19 protein-coding genes are annotated in these 22,485 nt (G+C 57.9%); 4 read left to right on the top strand and 15 right to left on the bottom strand.

The features are described from left to right. Nucleotides 1–7: 7 nt before the first annotated feature. Nucleotides 8–781 (top strand): uroporphyrinogen-III C-methyltransferase, encoded by a 774-nt coding sequence (cobA, locus tag ACQR3R_RS01560; protein ID WP_428270140.1) that lies wholly within the window; start codon nucleotides 8–10, stop codon nucleotides 779–781. On the opposite strand, the gene ACQR3R_RS01555 is transcribed toward cobA, so the two are convergent. The 8 genes from ACQR3R_RS01555 to ppsA form a co-directional block, all read right to left on the bottom strand. Next, complete coding sequence (locus ACQR3R_RS01555; protein ID WP_428270139.1) at nucleotides 782–1,831, bottom strand: OmpA family protein; 1,050 nt, start codon at nucleotides 1,829–1,831, stop codon at nucleotides 782–784. A gap of 107 nt (nucleotides 1,832–1,938) precedes the next feature. Beyond that, a complete protein-coding gene (sigX, locus tag ACQR3R_RS01550; RefSeq protein WP_131062998.1) occupies nucleotides 1,939–2,529 on the bottom strand; it encodes an RNA polymerase sigma factor SigX in 591 nt (196 codons plus the stop codon). Between the two features lie 87 nt (nucleotides 2,530–2,616). Next, nucleotides 2,617–3,441: a mechanosensitive ion channel family protein gene (locus ACQR3R_RS01545; protein WP_074875022.1), complete on the bottom strand. Its 825-nt coding sequence runs from the start codon at nucleotides 3,439–3,441 to the stop codon at nucleotides 2,617–2,619. 2 nt (nucleotides 3,442–3,443) lie between these two features. After that, entirely contained in the window at nucleotides 3,444–3,692 is a 249-nt protein-coding gene (locus ACQR3R_RS01540) for a hypothetical protein (RefSeq protein WP_428270138.1), read from the bottom strand. 62 nt (nucleotides 3,693–3,754) lie between these two features. After that, nucleotides 3,755–4,750, bottom strand: coding sequence for a CorA family divalent cation transporter (locus ACQR3R_RS01535; protein ID WP_428270136.1), 996 nt, complete (start codon nucleotides 4,748–4,750; stop codon nucleotides 3,755–3,757). A 26-nt stretch (nucleotides 4,751–4,776) separates the two neighbouring features. After that, entirely contained in the window at nucleotides 4,777–5,268 is a 492-nt protein-coding gene (gene rraA / locus ACQR3R_RS01530) for a ribonuclease E activity regulator RraA (protein ID WP_428270134.1), read from the bottom strand. A gap of 137 nt (nucleotides 5,269–5,405) precedes the next feature. Further along, nucleotides 5,406–6,395, bottom strand: coding sequence for an alpha/beta fold hydrolase (locus ACQR3R_RS01525; protein ID WP_428270133.1), 990 nt, complete (start codon nucleotides 6,393–6,395; stop codon nucleotides 5,406–5,408). A gap of 189 nt (nucleotides 6,396–6,584) precedes the next feature. Further along, on the bottom strand, nucleotides 6,585–8,966 hold the full coding sequence (gene ppsA, locus ACQR3R_RS01520) for a phosphoenolpyruvate synthase (protein WP_428272589.1): 2,382 nt from the start codon (nucleotides 8,964–8,966) through the stop codon (nucleotides 6,585–6,587). A 168-nt stretch (nucleotides 8,967–9,134) separates the two neighbouring features. Between ppsA and ppsR the strand changes: the two genes are divergently transcribed. Further along, the gene (gene ppsR / locus ACQR3R_RS01515) at nucleotides 9,135–9,953 is read left to right on the top strand and encodes a posphoenolpyruvate synthetase regulatory kinase/phosphorylase PpsR (RefSeq protein ID WP_162438315.1); all 819 of its coding nucleotides are present in this window, start codon (nucleotides 9,135–9,137) and stop codon (nucleotides 9,951–9,953) included. 543 nt (nucleotides 9,954–10,496) lie between these two features. Here ppsR and ACQR3R_RS01510 read toward each other — a convergent pair. Continuing rightward, nucleotides 10,497–11,906 (bottom strand): aminotransferase class I/II-fold pyridoxal phosphate-dependent enzyme, encoded by a 1,410-nt coding sequence (locus tag ACQR3R_RS01510; protein WP_428270131.1) that lies wholly within the window; start codon nucleotides 11,904–11,906, stop codon nucleotides 10,497–10,499. 92 nt (nucleotides 11,907–11,998) lie between these two features. Here ACQR3R_RS01510 and ACQR3R_RS01505 point away from each other — a divergent pair, with 92 nt between their 5' ends. Continuing rightward, nucleotides 11,999–12,943 carry an EamA family transporter gene (locus ACQR3R_RS01505; protein WP_428270129.1) on the top strand — a complete coding sequence of 315 codons (945 nt, stop codon included), beginning with the start codon at nucleotides 11,999–12,001 and terminating at the stop codon, nucleotides 12,941–12,943. Here ACQR3R_RS01505 and prpD read toward each other — a convergent pair. The 6 genes from prpD to ACQR3R_RS01475 all read right to left on the bottom strand — a co-directional run bounded on the left by prpD (nucleotide 12,921) and on the right by ACQR3R_RS01475 (nucleotide 21,649). Further along, the gene (gene prpD, locus ACQR3R_RS01500) at nucleotides 12,921–14,405 is read right to left on the bottom strand and encodes a 2-methylcitrate dehydratase (RefSeq protein WP_428270128.1); all 1,485 of its coding nucleotides are present in this window, start codon (nucleotides 14,403–14,405) and stop codon (nucleotides 12,921–12,923) included. The two genes, ACQR3R_RS01505 and prpD, sit on opposite strands and share 23 nt — an antisense overlap. A 334-nt stretch (nucleotides 14,406–14,739) precedes the next feature. Further along, nucleotides 14,740–15,930 carry a 2-methylaconitate cis-trans isomerase PrpF gene (gene prpF / locus ACQR3R_RS01495; RefSeq protein ID WP_428270126.1) on the bottom strand — a complete coding sequence of 397 codons (1,191 nt, stop codon included), beginning with the start codon at nucleotides 15,928–15,930 and terminating at the stop codon, nucleotides 14,740–14,742. Nucleotides 15,931–15,980: 50 nt separating this feature from the next. Beyond that, entirely contained in the window at nucleotides 15,981–18,572 is a 2,592-nt protein-coding gene (acnD, locus tag ACQR3R_RS01490; RefSeq protein WP_428270124.1) for a Fe/S-dependent 2-methylisocitrate dehydratase AcnD, read from the bottom strand. A 204-nt stretch (nucleotides 18,573–18,776) separates the two neighbouring features. Continuing rightward, complete coding sequence (gene prpC / locus ACQR3R_RS01485; RefSeq protein ID WP_428270123.1) at nucleotides 18,777–19,904, bottom strand: bifunctional 2-methylcitrate synthase/citrate synthase; 1,128 nt, start codon at nucleotides 19,902–19,904, stop codon at nucleotides 18,777–18,779. Nucleotides 19,905–20,039: 135 nt separating this feature from the next. Continuing rightward, nucleotides 20,040–20,930 carry a methylisocitrate lyase gene (gene prpB / locus ACQR3R_RS01480; protein ID WP_428270122.1) on the bottom strand — a complete coding sequence of 297 codons (891 nt, stop codon included), beginning with the start codon at nucleotides 20,928–20,930 and terminating at the stop codon, nucleotides 20,040–20,042. Beyond that, on the bottom strand, nucleotides 20,927–21,649 hold the full coding sequence (locus ACQR3R_RS01475) for a GntR family transcriptional regulator (protein WP_059404638.1): 723 nt from the start codon (nucleotides 21,647–21,649) through the stop codon (nucleotides 20,927–20,929). Before ACQR3R_RS01475 ends, prpB begins: the two co-directional genes overlap by 4 nt. A 374-nt stretch (nucleotides 21,650–22,023) precedes the next feature. Between ACQR3R_RS01475 and ACQR3R_RS01470 the strand changes: the two genes are divergently transcribed. Further along, complete coding sequence (locus ACQR3R_RS01470) at nucleotides 22,024–22,485, top strand: retropepsin-like aspartic peptidase RloA (RefSeq protein WP_428270121.1); 462 nt, start codon at nucleotides 22,024–22,026, stop codon at nucleotides 22,483–22,485.

The raw sequence follows: 22,485 nt of genomic DNA, 5'->3' as shown, positions 1-22,485 counted from the left end.
AAACGTTATGAATGCAAAAGTCTGGCTGGTGGGCGCAGGGCCTGGTGATCCGGAATTGCTGACCCTTAAAGCCGTTCGGGCGTTGAGAGAGGCCGATGTGGTGCTGATCGATGATTTGGTCAACGACGCGGTGCTGGAGCATTGTCCGCAGGCACGGATTATTGCCGTCGGCAAGCGTGGCGGCTGCCGTTCCACACCTCAGGCGTTCATTCATCGGCTGATGTTGCGGTATGCACGCCAGGGCAAATGCGTGGCGCGCCTCAAGGGCGGCGATCCGTGCATTTTTGGTCGCGGTGGTGAAGAGGCTCAATGGCTGCGCGAGCGCGGTGTTGTTGTCGAGTTGGTGAATGGCATCACCGCAGGACTGGCAGGTGCGACGCAGTGCGACATTCCGTTGACCCTGCGTGGAGTTGCACGCGGTGTAACGCTGGTGACTGCGCATACGCAGGACGACAGCAGCCTGAACTGGCAAGCCTTGGCTCACAGTGGCACGACGCTGGTGATTTACATGGGGGTGGCGAAACTGAGCGAGATTCGCCAGCAACTGCTGAGCGCAGGCATGGCCTGCGACACGCCGGTGGCCATGATCGAAAACGCATCCTTGGCGCATCAACGACAATGCCGAAGCAACCTGACAGCCATGGAAGAAGATGCCTGCGCCTTTGAATTGAAAAGCCCGGCGATCCTGGTGATCGGTGCAGTAGCCGCTTGCGAGGAAAGCCAAATCGCAGGCAAAGAAAAGCCCGGCCTAAGCCGGGCTTTTACCAGAGCTGCGAGCTAATTACTTAGCTTGAGCTTCAACCTGCGCTTCTACGCGACGGTTAACAGCACGACCAGCTTCAGTTTTGTTGTCAGCAACTGGGCGGGATTCGCCGTAGCCAACAGACTGAACGCGGGACGATTCAACACCGTACTGGTTGGTCAGAACTTGTTTAACGGCGTTTGCACGACGCTCAGACAGTTTCTGGTTGTAAGCGTCAGGACCGACGGAGTCAGTGTGACCTTCAACAGTAGTGGTGGTGGATGGGTACTGCTTCATGAAGTCAGCGAGGTTTTTGATGTCGCCGTAGCTGTTAGGCTTAACTACCGACTTGTCGAAGTCGAATTTCACGTCCAGCTCAACACGAACAACTTCAGCAACTGCTGGGCAGCCATCAGCGTCAACAGTTACGTTGGCTGGGGTGTCCGGGCACTTGTCAACGTTGTCGCAAACGCCATCGTTGTCGCTGTCGGAGCAGACTTCAGCCGGAGCTGGAACTGGAGCAGCAGCAGGCTTGGAGCCGCCACCGAAGTTCACACCCAGACCAACGGTAGGAGCGTAGTCCCAACGGCCGTTGTCCAGTTTGTAGTCAGCTTCAACACCAGCACGGGCATAGAAGTTGTCAGTGAAGTACAGCTTGGCGCCAGCACCAACACCTACGAAAGTCGACTGGTCACGACCATTGTGACCGTCAGCTTCGACGCCGGTCATGCTCTTGTGGCCAACGCTACCTTCAACGTATGGACGCAGCATGTCGCCTGGGTTGTTGAAGTGGTACTGGGAGAACAACTTGAAGTTGTCGCTCTTGATTTTCTGGCTACCGGTACCGTCGTTCGAACGGGTGTAGTTGCCTTTGTCGTAGCCCAGACCAACCAGTACGTCGTCGGTAATGAAGTAACCGATACGGGCGCCAGGGTTCTGACCATCTTCAACGTGATTTACGCTGTCGTTGTACTTCTTCTGGTAGAACAGCTCGCCTTCAACTGCGCCTTGGCCTTGTGCCAGAACGCCGAAAGAAGTAGCGGCAATAAGAGAACCAATGGCCAAGCCCAAGGTGTTTTTCAGTTTCATCCGTTAAATCCCCATCTGGTGATTGTGAAGCAGTCCCGCAAACCGGGGGACAACTCGGCGGCAATTCTATCAGAACTTGCCTACACGTAAGAGATATTTGCGCTGAACTAAGTTTCAGCAATGCCTGCAAATTTCTCACGTAATTTGTCTAGAGCGCGTTTGTACCGCATTTTTGTTGCACTCAAACCCATGTGCATGATGTCTGCGATCTCCTGAAACTCCAGCTCTGCGACAAATCGTAGCACCAGAATTTCACGGTCAATCGGGTTCACATACACCAGCCAGCGATCAAGTCCACCCTTGTCCTCAGGTTTTGGCATCTTTTCTTCAGACGCTTCCTCGAGGGGGTCCAGACTCAACGCGTCCATCAAGCGACGCTTTCGCCTTTCCTTCCGATACTGCGTGATGCATTCGTTGTACGTGATGCTATATAGCCATGTTTTGAACTTCGATTTACCCTCGAAGTTCTTCAGACCATACAACACCTTCAACATCACTTCCTGACAGACATCGTCCGCGTCGCGATCGTTCCCAAGATATCGTGCACAGACGTTAAATAATGTTCGTTGGTAACGGCGCATCAATTCTTCATAGGCGCGTGTTACGTGAAACAGCTCGGTATGCGAGCGCGCGACCAACTCCTCATCAGAGAGCTCGCGGGGGTCGTAGCGCGTGGAGAGCGATTGAGCTTTATTCAAAACAAGTCGGGCCGACAGTCAGGTCAATGTCCGCCGCATCCCGGACAGGGTAATTTGCGGCGGCATACATTAGCAGGGTTTGCCGGATTAGCGGCTACTCACATGCTGCTCCAGGAGAATCCGATTCGAGAGAGAGACTAGCTCACCCTCATCGGTCAGCAATGTGGTTTTAACCGTGCCGATCTCTTCGATCTGGCCTTCGACCTCGCCAACACGTACTTGTTGCCCAACCTGATACAACTCACGCACGTAGATTCCCGCAAGAATCTGACCGGCAATTTCCCGGCTTCCCAATCCCATGGCCAGCGCTACCGCCAGACCAACGGTAATCAAAACGATCACAATTACATGGTTAAGCAGGTCAGTCTTGACCTCCAACTGGCTGATTGCGACCGAAATACTGATGATAATCACCAGCCCCTGCGCAATTCGCCCCAGCCCTGCAGCGTAGTCCAGCCCAACGCCCTCTGCCGCGCCGCGCACCAGCCCGTTGGCCAGTTGCGCCAGCAATACACCGACCAGCAACACGAGCGCGGCACCAAATACTTTCGGTAAATACAGCGCAAGCATGTCTAGCGTAGCTGAAACTCGTTCAAGTCCAAGGGATTCTGCGGCAGATACCAGAAAAATCAGCAGAACGAACCAATAAACGATTTTGCCGATCAGTGTCGAGATCGGTACTTGAAGCCCGGCACGGGACAACAATTTGGTCAGACCGGTACCGCCCATCAGGCGATCAAGGCCCAATTTGGCGAGCAATTTGGAGAGCAGCGTGTCCAGCAGCTTGGCAACCACGAAGCCCAACAGCAGCACAACCAGTGCGCCGAACAGGTTCGGAATGAAGTTGGCAATCTTGGTCCATAACGCAGTCATTGCAGTGACGAGGCTTTGAGTCCAGAGATCAAGTTCCATATTCAATCAGCCTTATCAGCAGTGCGAGCGGTAGGTTTACGGTGACGGGAAACCGGCGAGACGTGCGCCGAACCGTTGTTAAGGGCGATCATCAGCGCGGGCAACCAGCGGCCCAGCAGGCTGAACAGATCGCCGGCGCCGACCTGGCGGTTGGCGGTTTTCAGTACACGCCCAAGGCACGCATCGTCGTCCCGGGTGGACGGGGTTGCGTTGAGCATGTCGCGCAAAGACTGTTCAAACGGATCGTGCATACGCACCTCTCTGATGTCTGTGAAAGACGCGACCAAATTTGCCCGGGTCACATGACGAATGTTCAGACCCAACGCAAACGCCGGAATAACCACCACTGCCCGAGCGCTACCGAGACCATCATCAGGCAGGCGATCAGGAAGCCATACGGACTTGCAGAGAACGGAATACCGCCCACATTGATACCAAGCAAACCGGTCAGAAAACTCATCGGCAAAAAGATCCCGGTGATTATTCCGAAGCGGTACATCGTGCGGTTCATGCGCACGCTCAATCGCCGGTCTTCGGCCTCGAGGACCAGCCCTACTCGCTCGCGGGTCAGTTCCAGCTCTTCAAGATAGCGGGTCAAACTGTTGTTCAATTCGTTCCAGTAGTCGCCGTCATCCTCGACAAACCAAGGCAGTTTTATCCGCGTCAGCTGGCCAAAGATATCGCGCTGCGGAGCGAGAAAACGCTTCAGTCCGGCCGCCCTGCGACGGATCTGAAGAACAGCGCCATGCTCAGGCGTATACCGTTCGTCGGCGTCTATTTTTTCTTCTTCCTCATCGACGATTTCCGAGAGGCACGTGACCAGATCCTGCACCTTGTTGGTGAGGTACTGCGCCATATAAAGGATGAGTTCGGATGCTGTCTTCGGACCTTTGCCTTCGTTGAGCTGCACCAGCAATTCATCGGTGGCCCGCAGCGGGCGCAAGCGCAACGAGATAACCCGCTGCGGCGAGGCGAAGATGCGCACCGAGACCATGTCTTCCGGTTCGGCACCGGGGTTCATGTTGATCCCGCGCAAAAACAGCAGCAGCTCGTTATCAGCCAGCGGCAACAGGCGCGGCCGGGTGTTCTCTTCAAGCAGCAGGTCACAGCTGAATTCGCTCAGACCACTGGATTGACGCAGCCAGGTCTGGGTTTGCGGATGGCTGCGATCCCAGTGCAGCCACAGGCTTTCGTGCGCCTGCAACTGCAAGTCATCGAGTTCAGTCCGGGCTATCGAACGCGCGCCGCCTTTACCGTCCAGCACCAGGGCATGCACCAGACCCCATTGCGCGTTTTCTTCCTCGAACATCCTCAGCCCTTTTTTGGTTTCGCTTATTACTCAGGCATCTTCAGCGGGCTGGGCGAGATGATCACACCGTTGTTGTCCGCGTAAATGTAATGACCTGGATGGAAGGTTACGCCGGCAAAGGTCACCGCGACGTTGAGGTCGCCGATGCCGCGCTTGTCGGTTTTCATTGGATGGCTGGCCAGCGCTTGCACGCCGAGATCGGTTTGGGCGATGACATCGACGTCGCGAATACAGCCGTAGATAACCAGCCCTTCCCAGCCGTTTTTCGCCGCTTTCTCGGCCAGCATGTCGCCCAGCAGTGCACGACGCAGGGAACCGCCGCCATCGACAACCAGGACCTTGCCATCACCTTTGAGATCGACTTGCTCCTTGACCAGCGAGTTGTCTTCGAAACACTTGATGGTCACGATTTCGCCGCCGAAAGAATCACGGCCACCGAAATTGCTGAACATCGGTTCCAGCACCTGCACCAGTTCCGGATAGGCGTCGCACAGGTCAGGCGTGAGGTAATGGTTCATCGAGAAACTCCTGTAAAGAGGAAAGCGACACGAACATCACTGATGATTCAGCCATTGAAAATGACCAGAATCGCTGAATGCGTCATATCTTAGCCGCAAGCCGATCAGAGCGAAATGCCCTTGATAGAGCATCAGGCTCAGACCGCCGTGGCCAAATCGGCTTTTTCACCGAGCAAAGGCGTCTGTTGATCAACCAGCCAGCGAGCGACCAGCGGCCACACCTCTGCCTGCGCGGCTTTGCTGACGAGCATCTCGACGTGACCGAAATTGTCGCCGAAGCCCTGGCCGCGCCCCAGTTCGATGAATTGCTTTTGCTCGGAGCCGATCTGCTCGAACAATTTACGGCAAGCCCAACTCGGGTCTTGATGATCGCCGCTGGCGCTCACGGCCAACACCGGCAACTGAACATTGGCCAAACCCTTCCACCAATCCTTGTCCGCATCGCCAAAACGGCCGAACAGGCCATACCAGCGCATGCTTTCCACGGCGAGGCCAATGGGCTCGTCTTCAGGGCCACGCTTTAGCCGCGAACCAGACAACTGAGCGAAACGCTTGAGAATGAAACGCCCGCCCCACTCCACGGGCGGAATCTTCAGCGGCCAGTAAGTACGACTGACTTGCGTGCCGAAGAATGCCGCAGACGCCACCACGGGCTCACCGATGTACTCACCACCCAACGCAGCCGCCAGCGTGATGCCGCCCAACGAGTGGCCAATCCAGTGCGGAATCTGACCACTCTGTTCACGCACGAACGCGCCGATGGCTGGCAAATCGTAACGAGCGTAGTCGGCAACCCGGTTCTTGCGGTAGTTGTGGTTGCGCTGTGACAAGCCGTGCCCACGCATTTCCGGGATCCACACATCGAACCCAAGGCGCGTCAAATAAGCGCCCAGGCCCAGGCCCTTGGGCGAGAACCAGAAGCGCCGATTGGAAAAACTGCCGTGCAACAGAATGATCGGCACACCGCGCGCCGCCGAGTCATCGGCCATGCCAAGCCGCGTGACCGCCAGTTCGACGGTGCCATCAGGGCTGTTACCAGGTTTCAAACGATAAACGTCTTCGCTCAAATCACCGCGACGTTCGGCGCTGATCAGGGCGACAGGAAATAGGTTACTGCTGCTTTGCATAATGCTCTTGCACAAAAAAGGGCGGCATCCAGATGGAGCTCGCCCTGATTGAATCACCGAAAGTACCCGATCAGTGTGAGAGCGAGCCTGCTCGCGAAAGCGGTGTATCAGCCAACATCCTTGGTGGATGTCAGTCCGCCTTCGCGAGCAGGCTCGCTCCCACAGGAAGCGGCCCTTTCTCTCACACCATCAGACTGCTGCTTGACCTTCAGCCAGGAAGAACCAGGTTTCCAACACGGAATCAGGGTTCAACGAAACGCTTTCGATGCCTTGTTCCATCAGCCACTTGGCCAGGTCCGGGTGGTCCGAAGGGCCCTGGCCGCAGATGCCGATGTACTTGCCAGCCTTGTTGCACGCGGCAATGGCGTTGGCCAGCAGCTTCTTGACCGCCGGATTACGCTCGTCGAACAGGTGCGCGATGATCCCGGAGTCACGGTCCAGGCCCAGCGTCAGCTGAGTCAGGTCGTTCGAACCGATAGAGAAACCGTCGAAGAACTCGAGGAACTCTTCGGCCAGGATCGCGTTGGACGGCAGTTCGCACATCATGATGATGCGCAGGCCGTTTTCGCCACGCTTCAGACCGTTTTCCGCCAACAGGTCGATGACCTGGCTCGCTTCGCCCAGGGTACGGACGAATGGCACCATGATTTCAACGTTGGTCAGGCCCATCTCGTTGCGCACGCGCTTGAGGGCACGGCATTCGAGTTCGAAGCAGTCACGGAACGATTCGCTGATGTAACGCGAAGCGCCACGGAAACCCAGCATCGGGTTTTCTTCTTCCGGCTCGTAAAGCTTGCCGCCGATCAGGTTGGCGTATTCGTTGGACTTGAAGTCCGACAGGCGCACGATGACCTTTTTCGGCGTGAACGCGGCTGCCAGGGTGCTGATGCCTTCAACCAGCTTCTCGACGTAGAAACCGACCGGATCGTCGTAGCCGGCAATGCGCTTGTCGACGCTGTCCTTGATGTCCTGCGGCAGCCCGGCGTAGTTCAGCAGCGCCTTGGGGTGCACACCGATCATGCGGTTGATGATGAACTCCAGACGGGCCAGGCCCACACCGGCGTTCGGCAATTGCGCGAAGTCGAAGGCGCGGTCCGGGTTGCCGACGTTCATCATGATCTTGAACGGCAGATCCGGCATGGCATCAACCGAGTTTTTCTTGATGTCGAAGCCCAGTTCGCCTTCGAAGATGTAACCGGTGTCGCCTTCAGCACAGGAAACAGTCACACCCTGGCCGTCTTTCAACAGCTGGGTGGCATTGCCGCAACCGACCACGGCCGGGATGCCCAGCTCGCGAGCGATGATCGCCGCGTGGCAAGTACGACCGCCACGGTTGGTGACGATGGCGCTGGCGCGCTTCATGACCGGTTCCCAGTCCGGGTCGGTCATGTCGGAAACCAGTACGTCACCTGGCTGGACCTTGTCCATTTCGGACACGTCCTTGATGATCCGCACCTTGCCGGCGCCGATGCGCTGGCCGATGGCGCGACCTTCAACCAGCACAGTGCCGGTTTCTTTCAGCAGGTAACGCTCCATGACGTTGGCCTGGGTGCGGCTCTTCACGGTTTCAGGACGGGCCTGAACGATGTAGAGCTTGCCGTCATCACCATCCTTGGCCCATTCGATGTCCATCGGGCACTTGTAGTGCTTTTCGATGATCATCGCTTGCTTGGCCAACTCGCTGACTTCGGCGTCGCTGAGGCAAAAACGTGCGCGATCGGCCTTGTCGACATCAATGGTCTTGACCGATTTACCGGCCGTGGCCACTTCGCCGTAAATCATCTTGATGGCTTTGCTGCCCAGGTTGCGACGCAGGATGGCCGGACGACCGGCTGCCAGCGTGCCTTTGTGGACATAGAACTCATCCGGGTTTACCGCGCCTTGTACGACGGTTTCACCCAGGCCGTAAGCGCCGGTGATAAACACCACGTCACGGAAACCCGATTCGGTATCCAGGGTGAACATCACGCCGGCCGTGCCGGTTTCGGAGCGGACCATGCGCTGTACGCCGGCCGACAGGGCTACCAACTTGTGGTCGAAGCCCTGATGCACACGATAGGAAATCGCGCGATCGTTAAACAGTGAAGCGAACACCTCTTTGGCGGCGCGAATGACGTTTTCGACACCACGGATGTTCAGGAAGGTTTCCTGCTGACCGGCAAAAGAAGCGTCCGGCAAGTCTTCGGCGGTAGCGGAAGAGCGCACGGCCACGGCCATGTCAGGGTTGCCGGCCGACAGCGTGGCGAACGCGGTACGGATCTCGGCGTTGAGCTTCTCGGGGAACTCGGCTTCCATGATCCATTTGCGGATCTGGGCGCCGGTCTTGGCGAGGGCGTTGACATCGTCGACGTCCAGGGCGTCGAGGGCGGCGTGGATCTGATCGTTCAGGCCGCTCAGTTCCAGAAAATCACGATAAGCCTGAGCTGTCGTGGCAAAGCCACCGGGCACCGATACACCGGCACCTGCAAGGTTACTGATCATCTCGCCCAGGGATGCGTTCTTGCCCCCCACATGCTCTACATCATGGACGCCGAGCTTATCGAGGGAAACTACGTACTCTACCAAGGTGATCTCTCCACTAACTGTGTTGGAAAAGCTCAGAAGCCGGCTGCTCATGGAGCGTTTGCCAGCTGTATGGCCTGGACCTGGAAAATAAGTGAGAATGCGGGCCAATGGCGGCCGGCAAAATCGCGCCTATCATATCCAAGATTCGTCACTAGCTTAAGGCCCAAGGTGCAAATGAAACGATCTGCTTTCTTTATTTCCGACGGCACGGGCATTACGGCCGAAACCCTCGGGCAAAGCCTGTTGGCGCAGTTCGAAAACATTACCTTCAGCAAATTCACGCGCCCGTACATCGACAACGTGGATAAAGCGCGGGCCATGGTACAACAAATCAACAAAGCCGCCGAAACTGACGGCTTCCGGCCGATCATCTTCGACACCATCGTCAATCAGGATATTCGTGAGATTCTGGCGACTTCGAATGGTTTCATGATCGATATTTTCTCGACCTTCCTCGCACCGCTGGAGCAGGAACTGACCGAGCACTCTTCCTACACCGTCGGTAAATCCCATTCGATTGGCACCAATTCCAATTACATGGAGCGCATCGAGGCGGTGAATTTCGCCCTGGACAACGATGACGGGGCCCGCACGCACTATTACGACAAGGCCGACCTGATTCTGGTGGGCGTGTCACGCTGCGGTAAAACCCCGACCTGCCTGTACATGGCCATGCAATTCGGCATCCGCGCCGCCAACTACCCGCTGACCGAAGATGACATGGAGCGCCTGCAATTACCGGCGGCGCTGCGTGCGCACCAGCACAAGCTGTTCGGCCTGACCATCGACCCGGACCGCCTCACCGCAATTCGCAACGAGCGCAAACCCAACAGCCGTTATTCGAGTTATGCCCAGTGCGAGTTTGAAGTGCGCGAAGTGGAAAATCTGTTCCGCCGCGAGAACATCCCGCACATCAATTCCACGCATTTTTCGGTGGAAGAAATTTCCGCGAAGATCCTCGTCGAAAAAGGCGTGGAGCGGCGGTTCAAGTAAAATTATATTGCCTGACCTGCCGCCATCGCGAGCAGGCTCGCTCCCACAGGGAATCTCCGGCGAACACAAGGTGTGCGTACAACAAAAATCCCCTGTGGGAGATCCTCGTCGAAAAAGGCGTGGAGCGGCGGTTCAAGTAAAATTATATTGCCTGACCTACCGCCATCGCGAGCAGGCTCGCTCCCACAGGGAATCGTCGGTGAACACAAGGTGTGTGTACGACAAAAATCCCCTGTGGGAGATCCTCGTCGAAAAAGGCGTGGAGCGGCGGTTCAAGTAAAATTATATTGCCTGACCTGCCGCCATCGCGAGCAGGCTCGCTCCCACAGGGAATCGTCGGTGAACACAAGGTGTGTGTACGACAAAAATCCCCTGTGGAAGATTCTCGTCGAAAAAGGCGTGGAGCGGCGGTTCAAGTAAAATCATATTGTCTGACCTGCCGCCATCGCGAGCAGGCTCGCTCCCACAGGGAATCTTCGGTGAACACAAGGTTTGTGTACGACAAAAATCCCCTGTGGGAGCGAGCCTGCTCGCGATGAACGATTACGCGGTCTCTGCCAACGCCCCCGCCAGCGCTTCAAAGCCTTGCAGCAACAACCGATCATCCCCCACCGAATTACACACACTGGCCCGCACAAACTGCGGAACAGTCGCGTGCCCCACCGCAAAAACCTCGGCCGTCGCCACCAGGTAGTTATTTTCCTTGAGCTGCTCAGCAATTTGCGAGGCGCGCCATGGCTCCGGCACTGCGATCCAGAAGTGCGGACTGTGCGGATGGGTTTTATAAACCAGCCCCGCAAGCGTCTCGCTAACCAGTGCCTTGCGCCGACTTATTTCGGCAATCTGCTGTTCCAACAACTGTTCGGCGATGCCATTTTCTATCCATTGAGTCGCCACCTCGAGGGTCAACGGGCTAGCCATCCAGCAGGTACCACGCACCGCTGCGCTCAAGCGTGCGATCAACGGTTGCGGCGCATGCAGGAAACCGACGCGCAAACCGGCTGAAACCGCTTTGCTCAAACTGCCGATCAACACTGAACGCTCCGGCGCAAAATGGCTCAGAGGCAAAGGGCGCTGCTGAGCCAACACGGCGTGTGCCTCGTCTTCGACAATCAGTAGATTGTGCTGCCGGCAAACGTCGGCGATCGCCTCGCGCCGAGCAACAGACATGACTGCAGCGGTAGGATTTTGCAGCGTGGGTGTGCAGTACAACGCCGACACGCGATTGATTCGGCAGACCTCATCGAGCGCTTCGGGCGCCAGCCCTTCTTCATCCATCGCGACACCGATCAGCTTGATCCCCAGCATGCGCGCAACACTGATCAAGCCTGGGTAAGTCAGCTGCTCTGTGACCACGGTATCGCCGGCCTTGAGCAGTGCCATCAAGGCACACAACAAACCGTGCTGACCGCCGTTAACGCAAACGATCTGCTCGGCATTCGGTGTGAAGTCCTGGTGGCTCAGCCATTGCGCCCCCGCAGCCCGATGGCGCAACAGACCCGCCTCGGCGGTGTAGCCGCTGATGTGCTGCAGCGTCTGCGCATCGATGGCAATCGCTTGCAGGCTCTGACTTAGAAAATGCACGTCCTGCCCCGGAATAGGCTGGTTACGGCTCATGTCAAAAAAAGGTTGAGGCTCGGTACTGACGTTACGAAAGCCGCCATCGCGTGGGCGCTCCATTCCGCGCTGACGTACGTAAGTGCCGTCGCCGACACGAGCGACCACCAGCCCGATACGTTCGAGCTCGCCGTAGGCGCGGCTGATGGTGCCGATGGTCACGCGCAGGCTGTCCGCCAACAGTCGGTGCGGCGGCAATTTGCAACCGGGCTCGATCACCCCTTCGGCAATAGCTTTTTCGATAGCGTCGGCCAGGCGTTTGTACTTCACACCCAGACCATTGGCCAGGCCATCGCGCAGGATTGACACCATGGCAATACTTACTTTGACAGTCATTCGCGCCCCGAATAGCGTGCTTGAAACAGGTTCAATCAGGGATAGACCTTTTCCAGATGCAGGTCAATTCCAAAGACGCCAGGAGCTATGCCATGTCCACCGCCATCAGCGCACCGTCCAGTAATGCCAAACCGTGGTTGGCCTCGGTGATCACCAGCGTACTGTTCCTGATCGTGTGCCTGAGCTGGGGCACGACATGGCTAGGGATCAAGATCGCGGTAGAAACCGTGCCGCCACTGACGGCCGCCGGGCTGCGGTTCCTGATTGCCTTCCCGTTGTTTTTGGGCTTCGCCCTGATACGCCGCGAGCCGTTGTTTTTCCCCAGGGAAAGCCGCTGGTTTTTTGTGTTTGTGACGCTGTCGTACTTCAGCCTGCCGTATTACCTGCTGAACTACGGCGAGATGCATGTTTCATCGGGGCTGACCGCACTTTTGTTCAGTTGTATGCCCGTGTTTATCCTGGTGTTTTCCGCGCTGTTTCTGCGCGAGAAAATCTACCCGTCACAAGTGGTCGGCATCGCCATCGGCTTCGGCAGCTTGTTCATGATTATTCGCAGCCAAGGGCTGCACCTGGACCATGCGGAATTGTTTGGCGTACTGGCAATTCTCTGCGCGGCGATCATGCATGCGCTGTGTTACGTGGTGACCAAAAAACACGGCACGGCGATCAGCGTGATCACCTACAACACACTGCCGATAGGGATTGCCGGCCTGATGCTGTTTGTCGCGGGGATGAACGTCGAAGCGCCGGTTTTCAGTGCGATCAGCACACGCTCGTGGAGTGCCCTGCTGTATCTGGGGCTGTTTGCATCGGTGGGCGGGTTTATCGTTTATTTCCTGCTGCTGAAACGGCTAAGCCCGATTATTTTGTCGTTCGTGTTCATCATTTTTCCGGTGTTCGCGGTGATCATCGGCGCCTGGTACGAAGGGCAAACCTTGTCCCAGGAGCTGATGATGTATTCAGCCATTTTGCTGATGGGATTTGCGATCACCAAATTGCCCGTGGAAAAATGGCTCAGATCACCCACAAATCAATGAAACGGTTCACCGGCGTTGCTTCAAGCTTTGCCTGATCCTTGCACAAAGCAAAAATGTCGGCGCTACGCGAAGCGGTGAAACGTGTCGCCAGGTTGGCTTTGAATTTGTCTTCCAGCAACGGAATGCCATCGACGCGGCGACGTCGATGGCCAATCGGGTACTCCACCACTACGTTCTCGGTGCTCGAGCCGTCCTTGAAAAACACCTGGATCGCGTTGGCGATCGAGCGCTTGTCTGGTTCAAGGTATTCGCGGGTGTATTGCGGGTTTTCGACGATGACCATTTTCTCGCGCAGCACGTCGATGAGCGGATGCGCGGCGTGGAATTCATCCTCGTATTGCTCGGCAACCAGATTACCGAACGCCAGCGGCACGGCGGTCATGTACTGAATGCAGTGATCACGATCCGCCGCGTTCGCCAGCGGCCCCACCTTGGAAATAATCCGGATCGCCGACTCGTGAGTGGTGATAACGATCTTGTCGATTTCATGCAGGCGATTTCTGACCTGCGGGTGCAAGGTCACGGCGGCTTCACAAGCGGTTTGCGCGTGAAACTCGGCCGGAAAACTGATTTTGAACAACACGTTTTCCATCACGTAGCTGCCGTACGCGCGGGAGAAGCTGAAAGCCCTTTTGTCTAGCGGTTTGAGCGCCAGGTCGTTGTTGGTGTGGCTGAACAGCACGTCGTAAAAACCCCACTGCTTGGCGGTCAGCACGCCTGGAATACCCATTTCGCCTCGCATCGCGATATCGGCCAGGCGCACGCCACGGCTGGACGCGTCGCCCGCCGCCCATGACTTGCGCGACCCGGCGTTTGGCGCATGACGATAAGTGCGCAGCGCCTGGCCGTCGGCGAAGGCATGCGACAACGCCGCAAGCAATTGCTCGCGATTGGCGCCCATGAGTTTGGCGGTGACGGCGGTTGAGGCGACTTTCACCAGAATGACGTGATCGAGCCCAACCCGATTGAAGGAGTTTTCCAGGGCAATCACACCCTGGATTTCATGGGCCATGATCATCGTCTCAAGCACTGCGCGCACAGTCAGTGGGGCATCGCCATTGGCCACGCGTTTTTGCGACAGGTGATCGGCCACCGCAAGAATGCCGCCGAGGTTATCGGAGGGGTGTCCCCATTCGGCAGCGAGCCAGGTGTCGTTGTAGTCGAGCCAGCGCACGATGCAGCCGATGTCCCATGCGGCTTTCACCGGGTCCAGGCGAAAACGGGTGCCCGGCACCCGAGCGCCAAAAGGCACGACGGTGCCTTCGACAATCGGGCCCAGGTGCTTGGTGCATTCGGGAAAGCGCAGCGCCAGCAGGCCGCAGCCCAAGGTGTCCATCAGGCAGTTACGGGCTGTATCGAGCGCTTCTTGGGATTCGATTTTGAAGTTGAGGACGTAGTCTGCGATGTCCTGCAGGACCGTGTCGTAGTCGGGGCGGTTGTTCAGGTCGACGTTGGCGCTCATGTTCGATTCACTCGTGAAGTGGTTCGTTGATGGGACCTCGGTTCAGGGGCAGTTCCGGTTGTTTACCATTTCTTATTTTGAAGTGCATTCAACGGTGGGAGCGAGCCTGCTCGCGATGGCGTTAACTCAGTCGACATCAATTTTGCCGGAAGACCGCTATCGCGAGCAGGCTCGCTCCCACCATGGGGCCTGTTCCAGCCACAGACTCCGTGTGCGCCAGAGGTCCCCTGTGGGAGCGAGCCTGCTCGCGATGGCGTTGGATCAGTCGACATCACTTTTGCTGAAAGACCGCAATCGCGAGCAGGCTCGCTCCCACATTGGTTGGGTGTGTGGATTAGAAAGCGTCGCCCGGAATACGGACGTAACCTTCCATCAACACCCGTGCACTGCGGCTCATGATGGCTTTTTTGACCACCCACTCACCGTTTTCCTGGCTGGCTTCAGCGCCAACGCGCAACGTGCCGGACGGATGCCCGAAGCGCACGGCGTTGCGCTCGATGCCGCCCGCCGCCAGATTGACCAATGTGCCGGAAATCGCTGCGGCCGTGCCGATTGCGACGGCCGCGGTGCCCATCATGGCGTGGTGCAATTTACCCATCGACAGCGCACGTACCAGCAAGTCGACATCACCCGCCGCAATCGCCTTGCCGCTGGAGGCGACGTAGGCCGCAGGCTTGGCAACGAACGCGACTTTTGGCGTGTGCTGACGTTTGGCCGCCTCATCAAGATTGCTGATCAGGCCCATGCGCAACGCGCCGTAAGCACGAATGGTCTCAAACATTGCCAAGGCTTTCGGATCGCCGTTGATCGCGCCTTGCAACTCGGTGCCGGTGTAACCGATGTCTTCGGCATTCACAAAAATGGTCGGGATGCCGGCATTGATCATGGTTGCCTTGAAGGTTCCGACGCCAGGCACTTCCAGGTCGTCGACCAGGTTGCCGGTCGGAAACATCGAACCACCGCCGCCCTCTTCTTCTGCCGCCGGGTCCATGAATTCGACTTGGACTTCTGCTGCCGGGAAGGTCACGCCGTCGAGTTCGAAATCACCGGTTTCCTGCACTTCACCGTTGGTGATAGGCACATGCGCAATGATGGTCTTGCCGATGTTGGCCTGCCACACGCGAACAACCGCCACGCCGTTGTGCGGAATGCGACTGGCATCTACCAGGCCATTGCTGATGGCAAACGAGCCGACTGCCGCCGACAGGTTGCCGCAGTTACCGCTCCAGTCGACAAAAGGCTTGTCGATGGAGACCTGGCCAAACAGGTAATCGACGTCGTGATCAGCCTTGATGCTTTTCGACAGAATCACGGTTTTGCTGGTGCTGGACGTTGCACCGCCCATGCCGTCGATTTGCTTGTCGTACGGGTCCGGGCTGCCGATGACGCGCAGCAACAGCGCATCGCGGGCGGGGCCTGGAACCTGCGCCGCTTCGGGCAAATCCTGCAGGCTGAAAAACACGCCTTTACTGGTGCCGCCGCGCATATAAGTGGCAGCGATCTTGATTTGAGGTACGTGAGCCATGTCATTCCTCTAATGGCCGCAGGGGATTGAAGCCCCTGCGGCTTTGCGTTTTAAACGGCTACTGCCGATTCAAGGAAGTCCTGCGCGAAACGTTGCAACACGCCGCCAGCCTCGTAAATCGACACTTCTTCGGCGGTGTCGAGACGACACATCACCGGCACTTCAACGCGCTCACCATTTTTGCGATTGATCACCAACGTCAGTTCGGCACGCGGCGTGCGCTCACCGATCACGTCGTAGGTTTCGCTGCCATCGATGGCCAGGGTATGGCGATCGGTGCCCGGTTTGAACTCCAGCGGCAGCACGCCCATGCCCACCAGGTTGGTGCGGTGAATGCGCTCGAAACCTTCAGCGGCAATGGCTTCCACACCCGCCAGTCGCACGCCTTTGGCTGCCCAGTCGCGGGACGAACCCTGACCGTAGTCGGCACCGGCAATGATGATCAGCGGCTGCTTGCGTTCCATGTAGGTTTCAATCGCTTCCCACATGCGCATGACCTGGCCCTCAGGCTCTACGCGCGCCAGTGAACCCTGCTTGACCTTGCCGTTTTCCTGAACCATTTCATTGAACAGTTTCGGGTTGGCAAAGGTTGCGCGCTGAGCGGTCAAGTGGTCGCCGCGGTGCGTCGCGTAAGAGTTGAAATCCTCTTCCGGCAAGCCCATTTTCGCCAGGTATTCGCCGGCGGCGCTGTCGAGCATGATCGCGTTGGAAGGCGACAGGTGATCGGTGGTGATGTTGTCTGGCAGCACCGCCAATGGGCGCATGCCCTTCAGCGGACGGGCGCCGGCCAGCGCACCTTCCCAGTACGGCGGACGACGGATGTAGGTGCTCATTTCGCGCCAGTCGTACAGCGGCGTAACTTTCGGGCCGGTGTCTTCGTGGATCGCAAACATTGGAATGTAGACCTGGCGGAACTGCTCAGGCTTGACCGAAGCCTTGACCACCGCGTCGATTTCTTCGTCGCTCGGCCAGATATCTTTCAGGCGAATTTCTTTACCGTCGACCACGCCCAGCACGTCTTTTTCGATGTCAAAACGGATGGTCCCGGCGATGGCGTAAGCAACCACCAGCGGTGGCGAAGCGAGGAACGCGTTTTTGGCGTACGGGTGAATCCGGCCGTCGAAGTTGCGGTTGCCGGACAGCACAGCGGTCGCGTACAGATCGCGGTCGATGATTTCTTGCTGGATCACCGGGTCGAGTGCACCCGACATGCCGTTGCAGGTCGTGCAGGCAAAGGCCACGATGCCAAAACCGAGCTGTTCCAGTTCACGGGTCAAACCGGCTTCGTCGAGGTACAAGGCCACGGTTTTCGAACCCGGCGCCAAGGACGATTTGACCCACGGCTTGCGGGTCAATCCGAGCGCGTTGGCATTGCGCGCCAGCAGACCGGCGGCGATGACGTTGCGCGGGTTACTGGTGTTGGTGCAACTGGTGATGGCAGCGATGATCACCGCGCCATCCGGCATCTGCCCGGGCACTTCGTCCCATTGGCCAGAGATGCCTTGGGCAGCGAGGTCCGAGGTGGCAACGCGCGCATGCGGGTTGCTCGGGCCAGCCATGTTGCGCACCACCGAGGACAGGTTGAAGGTCAAGCCGCGCTCGTATTGCGCACCCTTCAAGCTGTCGGCCCACAGGCCTGTGGTTTTCGCGTAGTTCTCGACCAACTGCACCTGCTCGTCTTCACGGCCGGTAAGCTTGAGGTAGTCGATGGTCTGCTGGTCGATGTAGAACATCGCCGCGGTGGCGCCGTATTCCGGGGCCATGTTGGAGATCGTTGCGCGGTCGCCAAGGGTGAGCGCACTTGCGCCTTCACCAAAGAACTCGAGCCATGCGCCCACCACTTTTTGCTTGCGCAGGAATTCGGTCAGCGCCAACACCATGTCGGTGGCAGTGATGCCCGGTTGCAGCTTGCCGGTCAACTCAACGCCAACACTTTCCGGCAGACGCATCCACGATGCGCGGCCGAGCATCACGCTTTCCGCTTCCAGGCCGCCGACACCAATGGCGATCACACCGAGGGCGTCGACATGCGGCGTATGGCTGTCAGTACCCACGCAGGTATCAGGGAATGCCACGCCGTCACGCACCTGAATCACCGGCGACATTTTCTCGAGGTTGATCTGGTGCATGATCCCGTTACCCGGCGGAATCACATCAACGTTCTTGAAGGCTTTTTTGGTCCAGTTGATGAAATGAAAACGGTCTTCGTTACGACGGTCTTCGATGGCACGGTTCTTCTCGAACGCTTCTGGATCGAAACCGCCGCGCTCAACGGCCAGCGAGTGGTCGACGATCAATTGGGTCGGCACCACCGGGTTCACTTGTGCCGGATCACCACCTTGCAAAGCGATGGCGTCGCGCAGGCCGGCGAGGTCGACCAGGGCGGTCTGGCCAAGAATGTCGTGGCACACGACGCGCGCCGGGAACCATGGAAAATCGAGGTCGCGTTTGCGCTCGATGAATTGCTTCAAGGAGTCTGTGAGCGTGGCCGGATCGCAGCGACGCACCAGGTTCTCCGCGAGTACGCGGGAGGTGTACGGCAGGGTGTCATAGGCGCCAGGCTGGATGGCTTCGACCGCCGCACGGACGTCGAAGTAATCCAGATGACTGCCGGGCAGCGATTTGCGAAATTCAGTGTTCATCAGGTCGGGACTCGGTCACGGTAGTTGCACAAGGTGGGCCTGGCACCCGGTTTGAATTCAACACAATCCACTGTGGGAGCAAGCCTGCTCGCGATAGCGATGTAACTGGCGACATTGATGTTGCCTGTCAGTCCGTCATCGCGAGCAGGCTCGCTCCCACAGGGATCTGTGTTGGATTCAGATCCCGGTGCAGGCCTCCCCCACTCAGCGTTGTTCGATTGGCACGAACTTGCGCTGTTCGACGCCGATGTATTCGGCGCTCGGGCGGATGATGCGGTTGTTGGCACGCTGTTCAAACACATGCGCCGCCCAGCCTGTCAGGCGCGAGCAGACGAAAATCGGCGTGAACAACTGGGTCGGAATGCCCATGAAGTGGTACGTCGACGCATGGTAGAAGTCAGCGTTCGGGAACAGTTTTTTCTGCTCCCACATGGTCTTGTCGATCGCTTCGGAAACCGGAAACAACACGGTGTCTCCCACTTCGTCGGCAAGCTTTTTCGCCCAGCCCTTGATCACTTCATTGCGTGGGTCGCTGTCCTTATAGATAGCGTGACCGAAGCCCATGATCTTGTCTTTCCGCTCAAGCATGCCGAGCGTGCCTTTGATCGCCTCTTCGGGCGAACTGAAGCGCTCGATCATTTCCATCGCCGCCTCGTTGGCGCCGCCGTGCAGCGGGCCGCGCAAGGAGCCGATAGCAGCAGTGATGCACGAATACAGGTCGGACAATGTCGAAGCACACACCCGCGCGGTAAACGTCGAGGCGTTGAACTCGTGCTCTGCGTACAGGATCAGCGAAACGTTCATCACCTTGACGTGCAACTCGCTTGGCTTCTTGCTGTGCAGCAGGTGCAGGAAATGACCACCAATGGTTCGCTCGTCGCTGACGCAACTGATGCGCTTGCCATCGTGGCTGAAGCGATACCAGTAGCACATGATCGCCGGGAACGCGGCCAGCAGACGGTCGGTCTTGTCGTGCTGCTCGCTGAAGTCTTGCTCAGGCTCAATGTTGCCGAGGAACGAGCAACCGGTGCGCATGACATCCATCGGATGTGCATCGGCAGGAATGCGTTCCAGCACTTCCTTCAACGCTTGCGGCAGGTCACGCAGCTTGCTCAGTTTGTCTTCGTAAGCCGCGAGTTGGGCTTTGCTCGGCAACTCGCCGTAAAGCAGCAGGTAAGCCACTTCTTCAAACTGTGCATCCGCCGCCAGCTCGCGAACATCGTAGCCGCGGTAGGTCAGGCCGGCACCGGCCTGGCCCACGGTGGACAGTGCGGTTTGTCCGGCAACCTGGCCACGGAGCCCGGCGCCACTGAGTACTTTTGCTTCAGCCATTGCTGTCTCCAATCTTGAATTTATTTGGGAAACCTGTGGGAACGAGCCTGCTCGCGATGGTGGACGCCATACCTCGGTGCATCAGGGACACCGCATTATCGTTAACGTCCTTCGCGAGCAGGTTCGCTCCTACAATTACTTCTTCGCGGCAAACAACGCATCGAGCTTCTGCTCGAAGGTGTGGTAGTCGATGCGATCGTAAAGCTCCATGCGAGTTTGCATGGTGTCGATGACGTTCTGTTGCGTGCCATCGCGGCGGATGGCGGTGTACACGTTTTCCGCAGCCTTGTTCATCGCGCGGAACGCGGACAATGGGTATAGCACCAGCGACACGTCAGCGGCAGCGAGCTGCTCGGTGGTGTACAGCGGGGTCGCGCCAAACTCGGTGATATTGGCCAGGATCGGGGCTTTCACGCGATTGGCGAACAGCTTGTACATGTCCAGCTCGGTGATGGCTTCCGGGAAAATCATGTCGGCGCCAGCCTCGACACAGGCAGCAGCACGATCCAGTGCCGACTCCAGGCCTTCCACCGCCAGGGCGTCGGTGCGGGCCATGATCACGAAGCTGTCATCGGTACGCGCATCGACCGCAGCCTTGATGCGATCGACCATTTCCTGCAACGACACGATTTCTTTGTTTGGACGATGCCCACAGCGCTTGGCGCCGACCTGGTCTTCGATATGGATTGCTGCCGCACCGAACTTGATCATCGATTTGACGGTACGCGCCACATTGAACGCCGAGGAACCGAAACCGGTGTCCACGTCCACCAGCAGCGGCAGGTCGCAGACGTCGGTGATGCGGCGCACGTCGGTCAGCACGTCATCCAGGCCGGTGATGCCCAGGTCCGGCACGCCGAGGGAGCCGGCAGCCACCCCGCCACCCGACAGATAAATCGCCTTGAAACCGGCGCGCTTGGCCAACAGTGCGTGGTTGGCGTTGATCGCGCCCACCACTTGCAGCGGATGCTCGCTGGCGACCGCATCGCGGAAACGCTGGCCTGGAGTGCTCTTGTTGGAACTCATGACTCACCTCGTTCAGTGGCTGTCGGGTTAGCACCGTCCTGATAGTGACGGGCAATATTGCGTTTGGAAGCGCCAATGTGGCGGCGCATCAACAACTCGGCCAGCTCACCGTCACGGTCGGCGATGGCATCGAGAATTCTGTGGTGTTCGGCAAAAGCCTGACGCGGGCGATTGGGGGTGGTGGAGAACTGGATGCGGTACATGCGCACCAGTTGATACAACTCGCCGCAGAGCATCTGGGTCAAGGTGCGGTTACCGCTGCCCTGAATGATTCGGTAGTGGAAGTCGAAATCGCCTTCCTGCTGGTAATAGCCAACACCGGCCTGAAACGCAGCATCGCGCTCATGGGTTTCCAGCACGCGGCGCAACTCGTCGATTTCTTCGAGCGTCATGCGCTCGGCTGCCAGGCGACACGCCATGCCTTCCAGCGACTCGCGGATTTCGTAGAGTTCCAGCAGCTCGGCATGATTGAGCGATACCACGCGGGCTCCGACGTGCGGCACCCGAACCAATAGCCTCTGGCCCTCCAACCGGTGAATCGCCTCGCGCAGCGGCCCGCGACTGATGCCATAGGTGCGCGCCAGCTCTGGCTCGGAGATCTTGCTGCCCGGGGCGATCTCGCCTTTGACGATAGCCGCCTGAATGCGTCGGAAGACGTTTTCGGAAAGTGTCTCCGAATCGTCTTGCGCTATGACCGGGGGATCGAGTTGATCCAGCATATTGTCGACACCTTGAAAGCTGATGCCGCAAAAACTAGCGAATACCACCCAAATAGTCAAAGAAAAAATGGGTATTGTCGACAATCGTCTAATAACTGGCCGCACCATAACGAAGCAGCCGTACCGGTTATAGCCGCCCCCCGGCGCTGGCGCCATAAAACCACCGTGCTAGAATGCCGCCCGCATTTGTCTGTGACATCTGCACTGCTTGTCATAAATAGTTGATAGGCCTACGAGGGAGCTTGCGCAGCGATGCCAGGGTCTTGAATTGAAGTACGGACCGCTGCGCACCAGGATTTATGAGACTCAAGCCCTTCCCCACATTCCTTTATCTTCTTTGCCTGCCAGGCGTCGCCGCGGCGGGGGAAAAGACCGTGTACGGCCTCAACGAGTACGCTTCGCTGGACGGAATTGACCTGCAGGTCGCCGCCAAACTCGACACCGGGGCTAAAACCGCCTCACTCAGTGCCCGCGATATCAAACGCTTCAAACGCAATGGCGAATCCTGGGTGCGCTTCTACTTGGCAATCGACGCCGCGCATTCGCACCCCATCGAACGGCCGTTGGCCCGCGTCAGCAAAATCAAGCGCCGGGCCGGTGATTACGACCCTGAAGAAGGCAAGAAGTACACCGCCCGTCCGGTCATCGAACTGGACATTTGCATGGGCTCCGCGTTACGCAGCATCGAAGTCAACCTGACCGACCGCAGCGCTTTTCAATACCCGCTCCTGATCGGGTCCGAAGCACTCAAACGCTTCGATGCGCTGGTTGACCCCAGTCTCAAATACGCTGCTGGCAAACCCGCCTGCGCCACCGACGCTCATACCGCAGAGTAA

This window comes from Gordonia sp. IEGM753 (assembly GCF_050321825.1).
In the GTDB taxonomy this organism is placed as follows: domain Bacteria; phylum Pseudomonadota; class Gammaproteobacteria; order Pseudomonadales; family Pseudomonadaceae; genus Aquipseudomonas.
The sequence above is the reverse complement of the archived record's forward strand: the minus strand, read 5'-3'. Positions and strand labels throughout refer to the sequence as shown.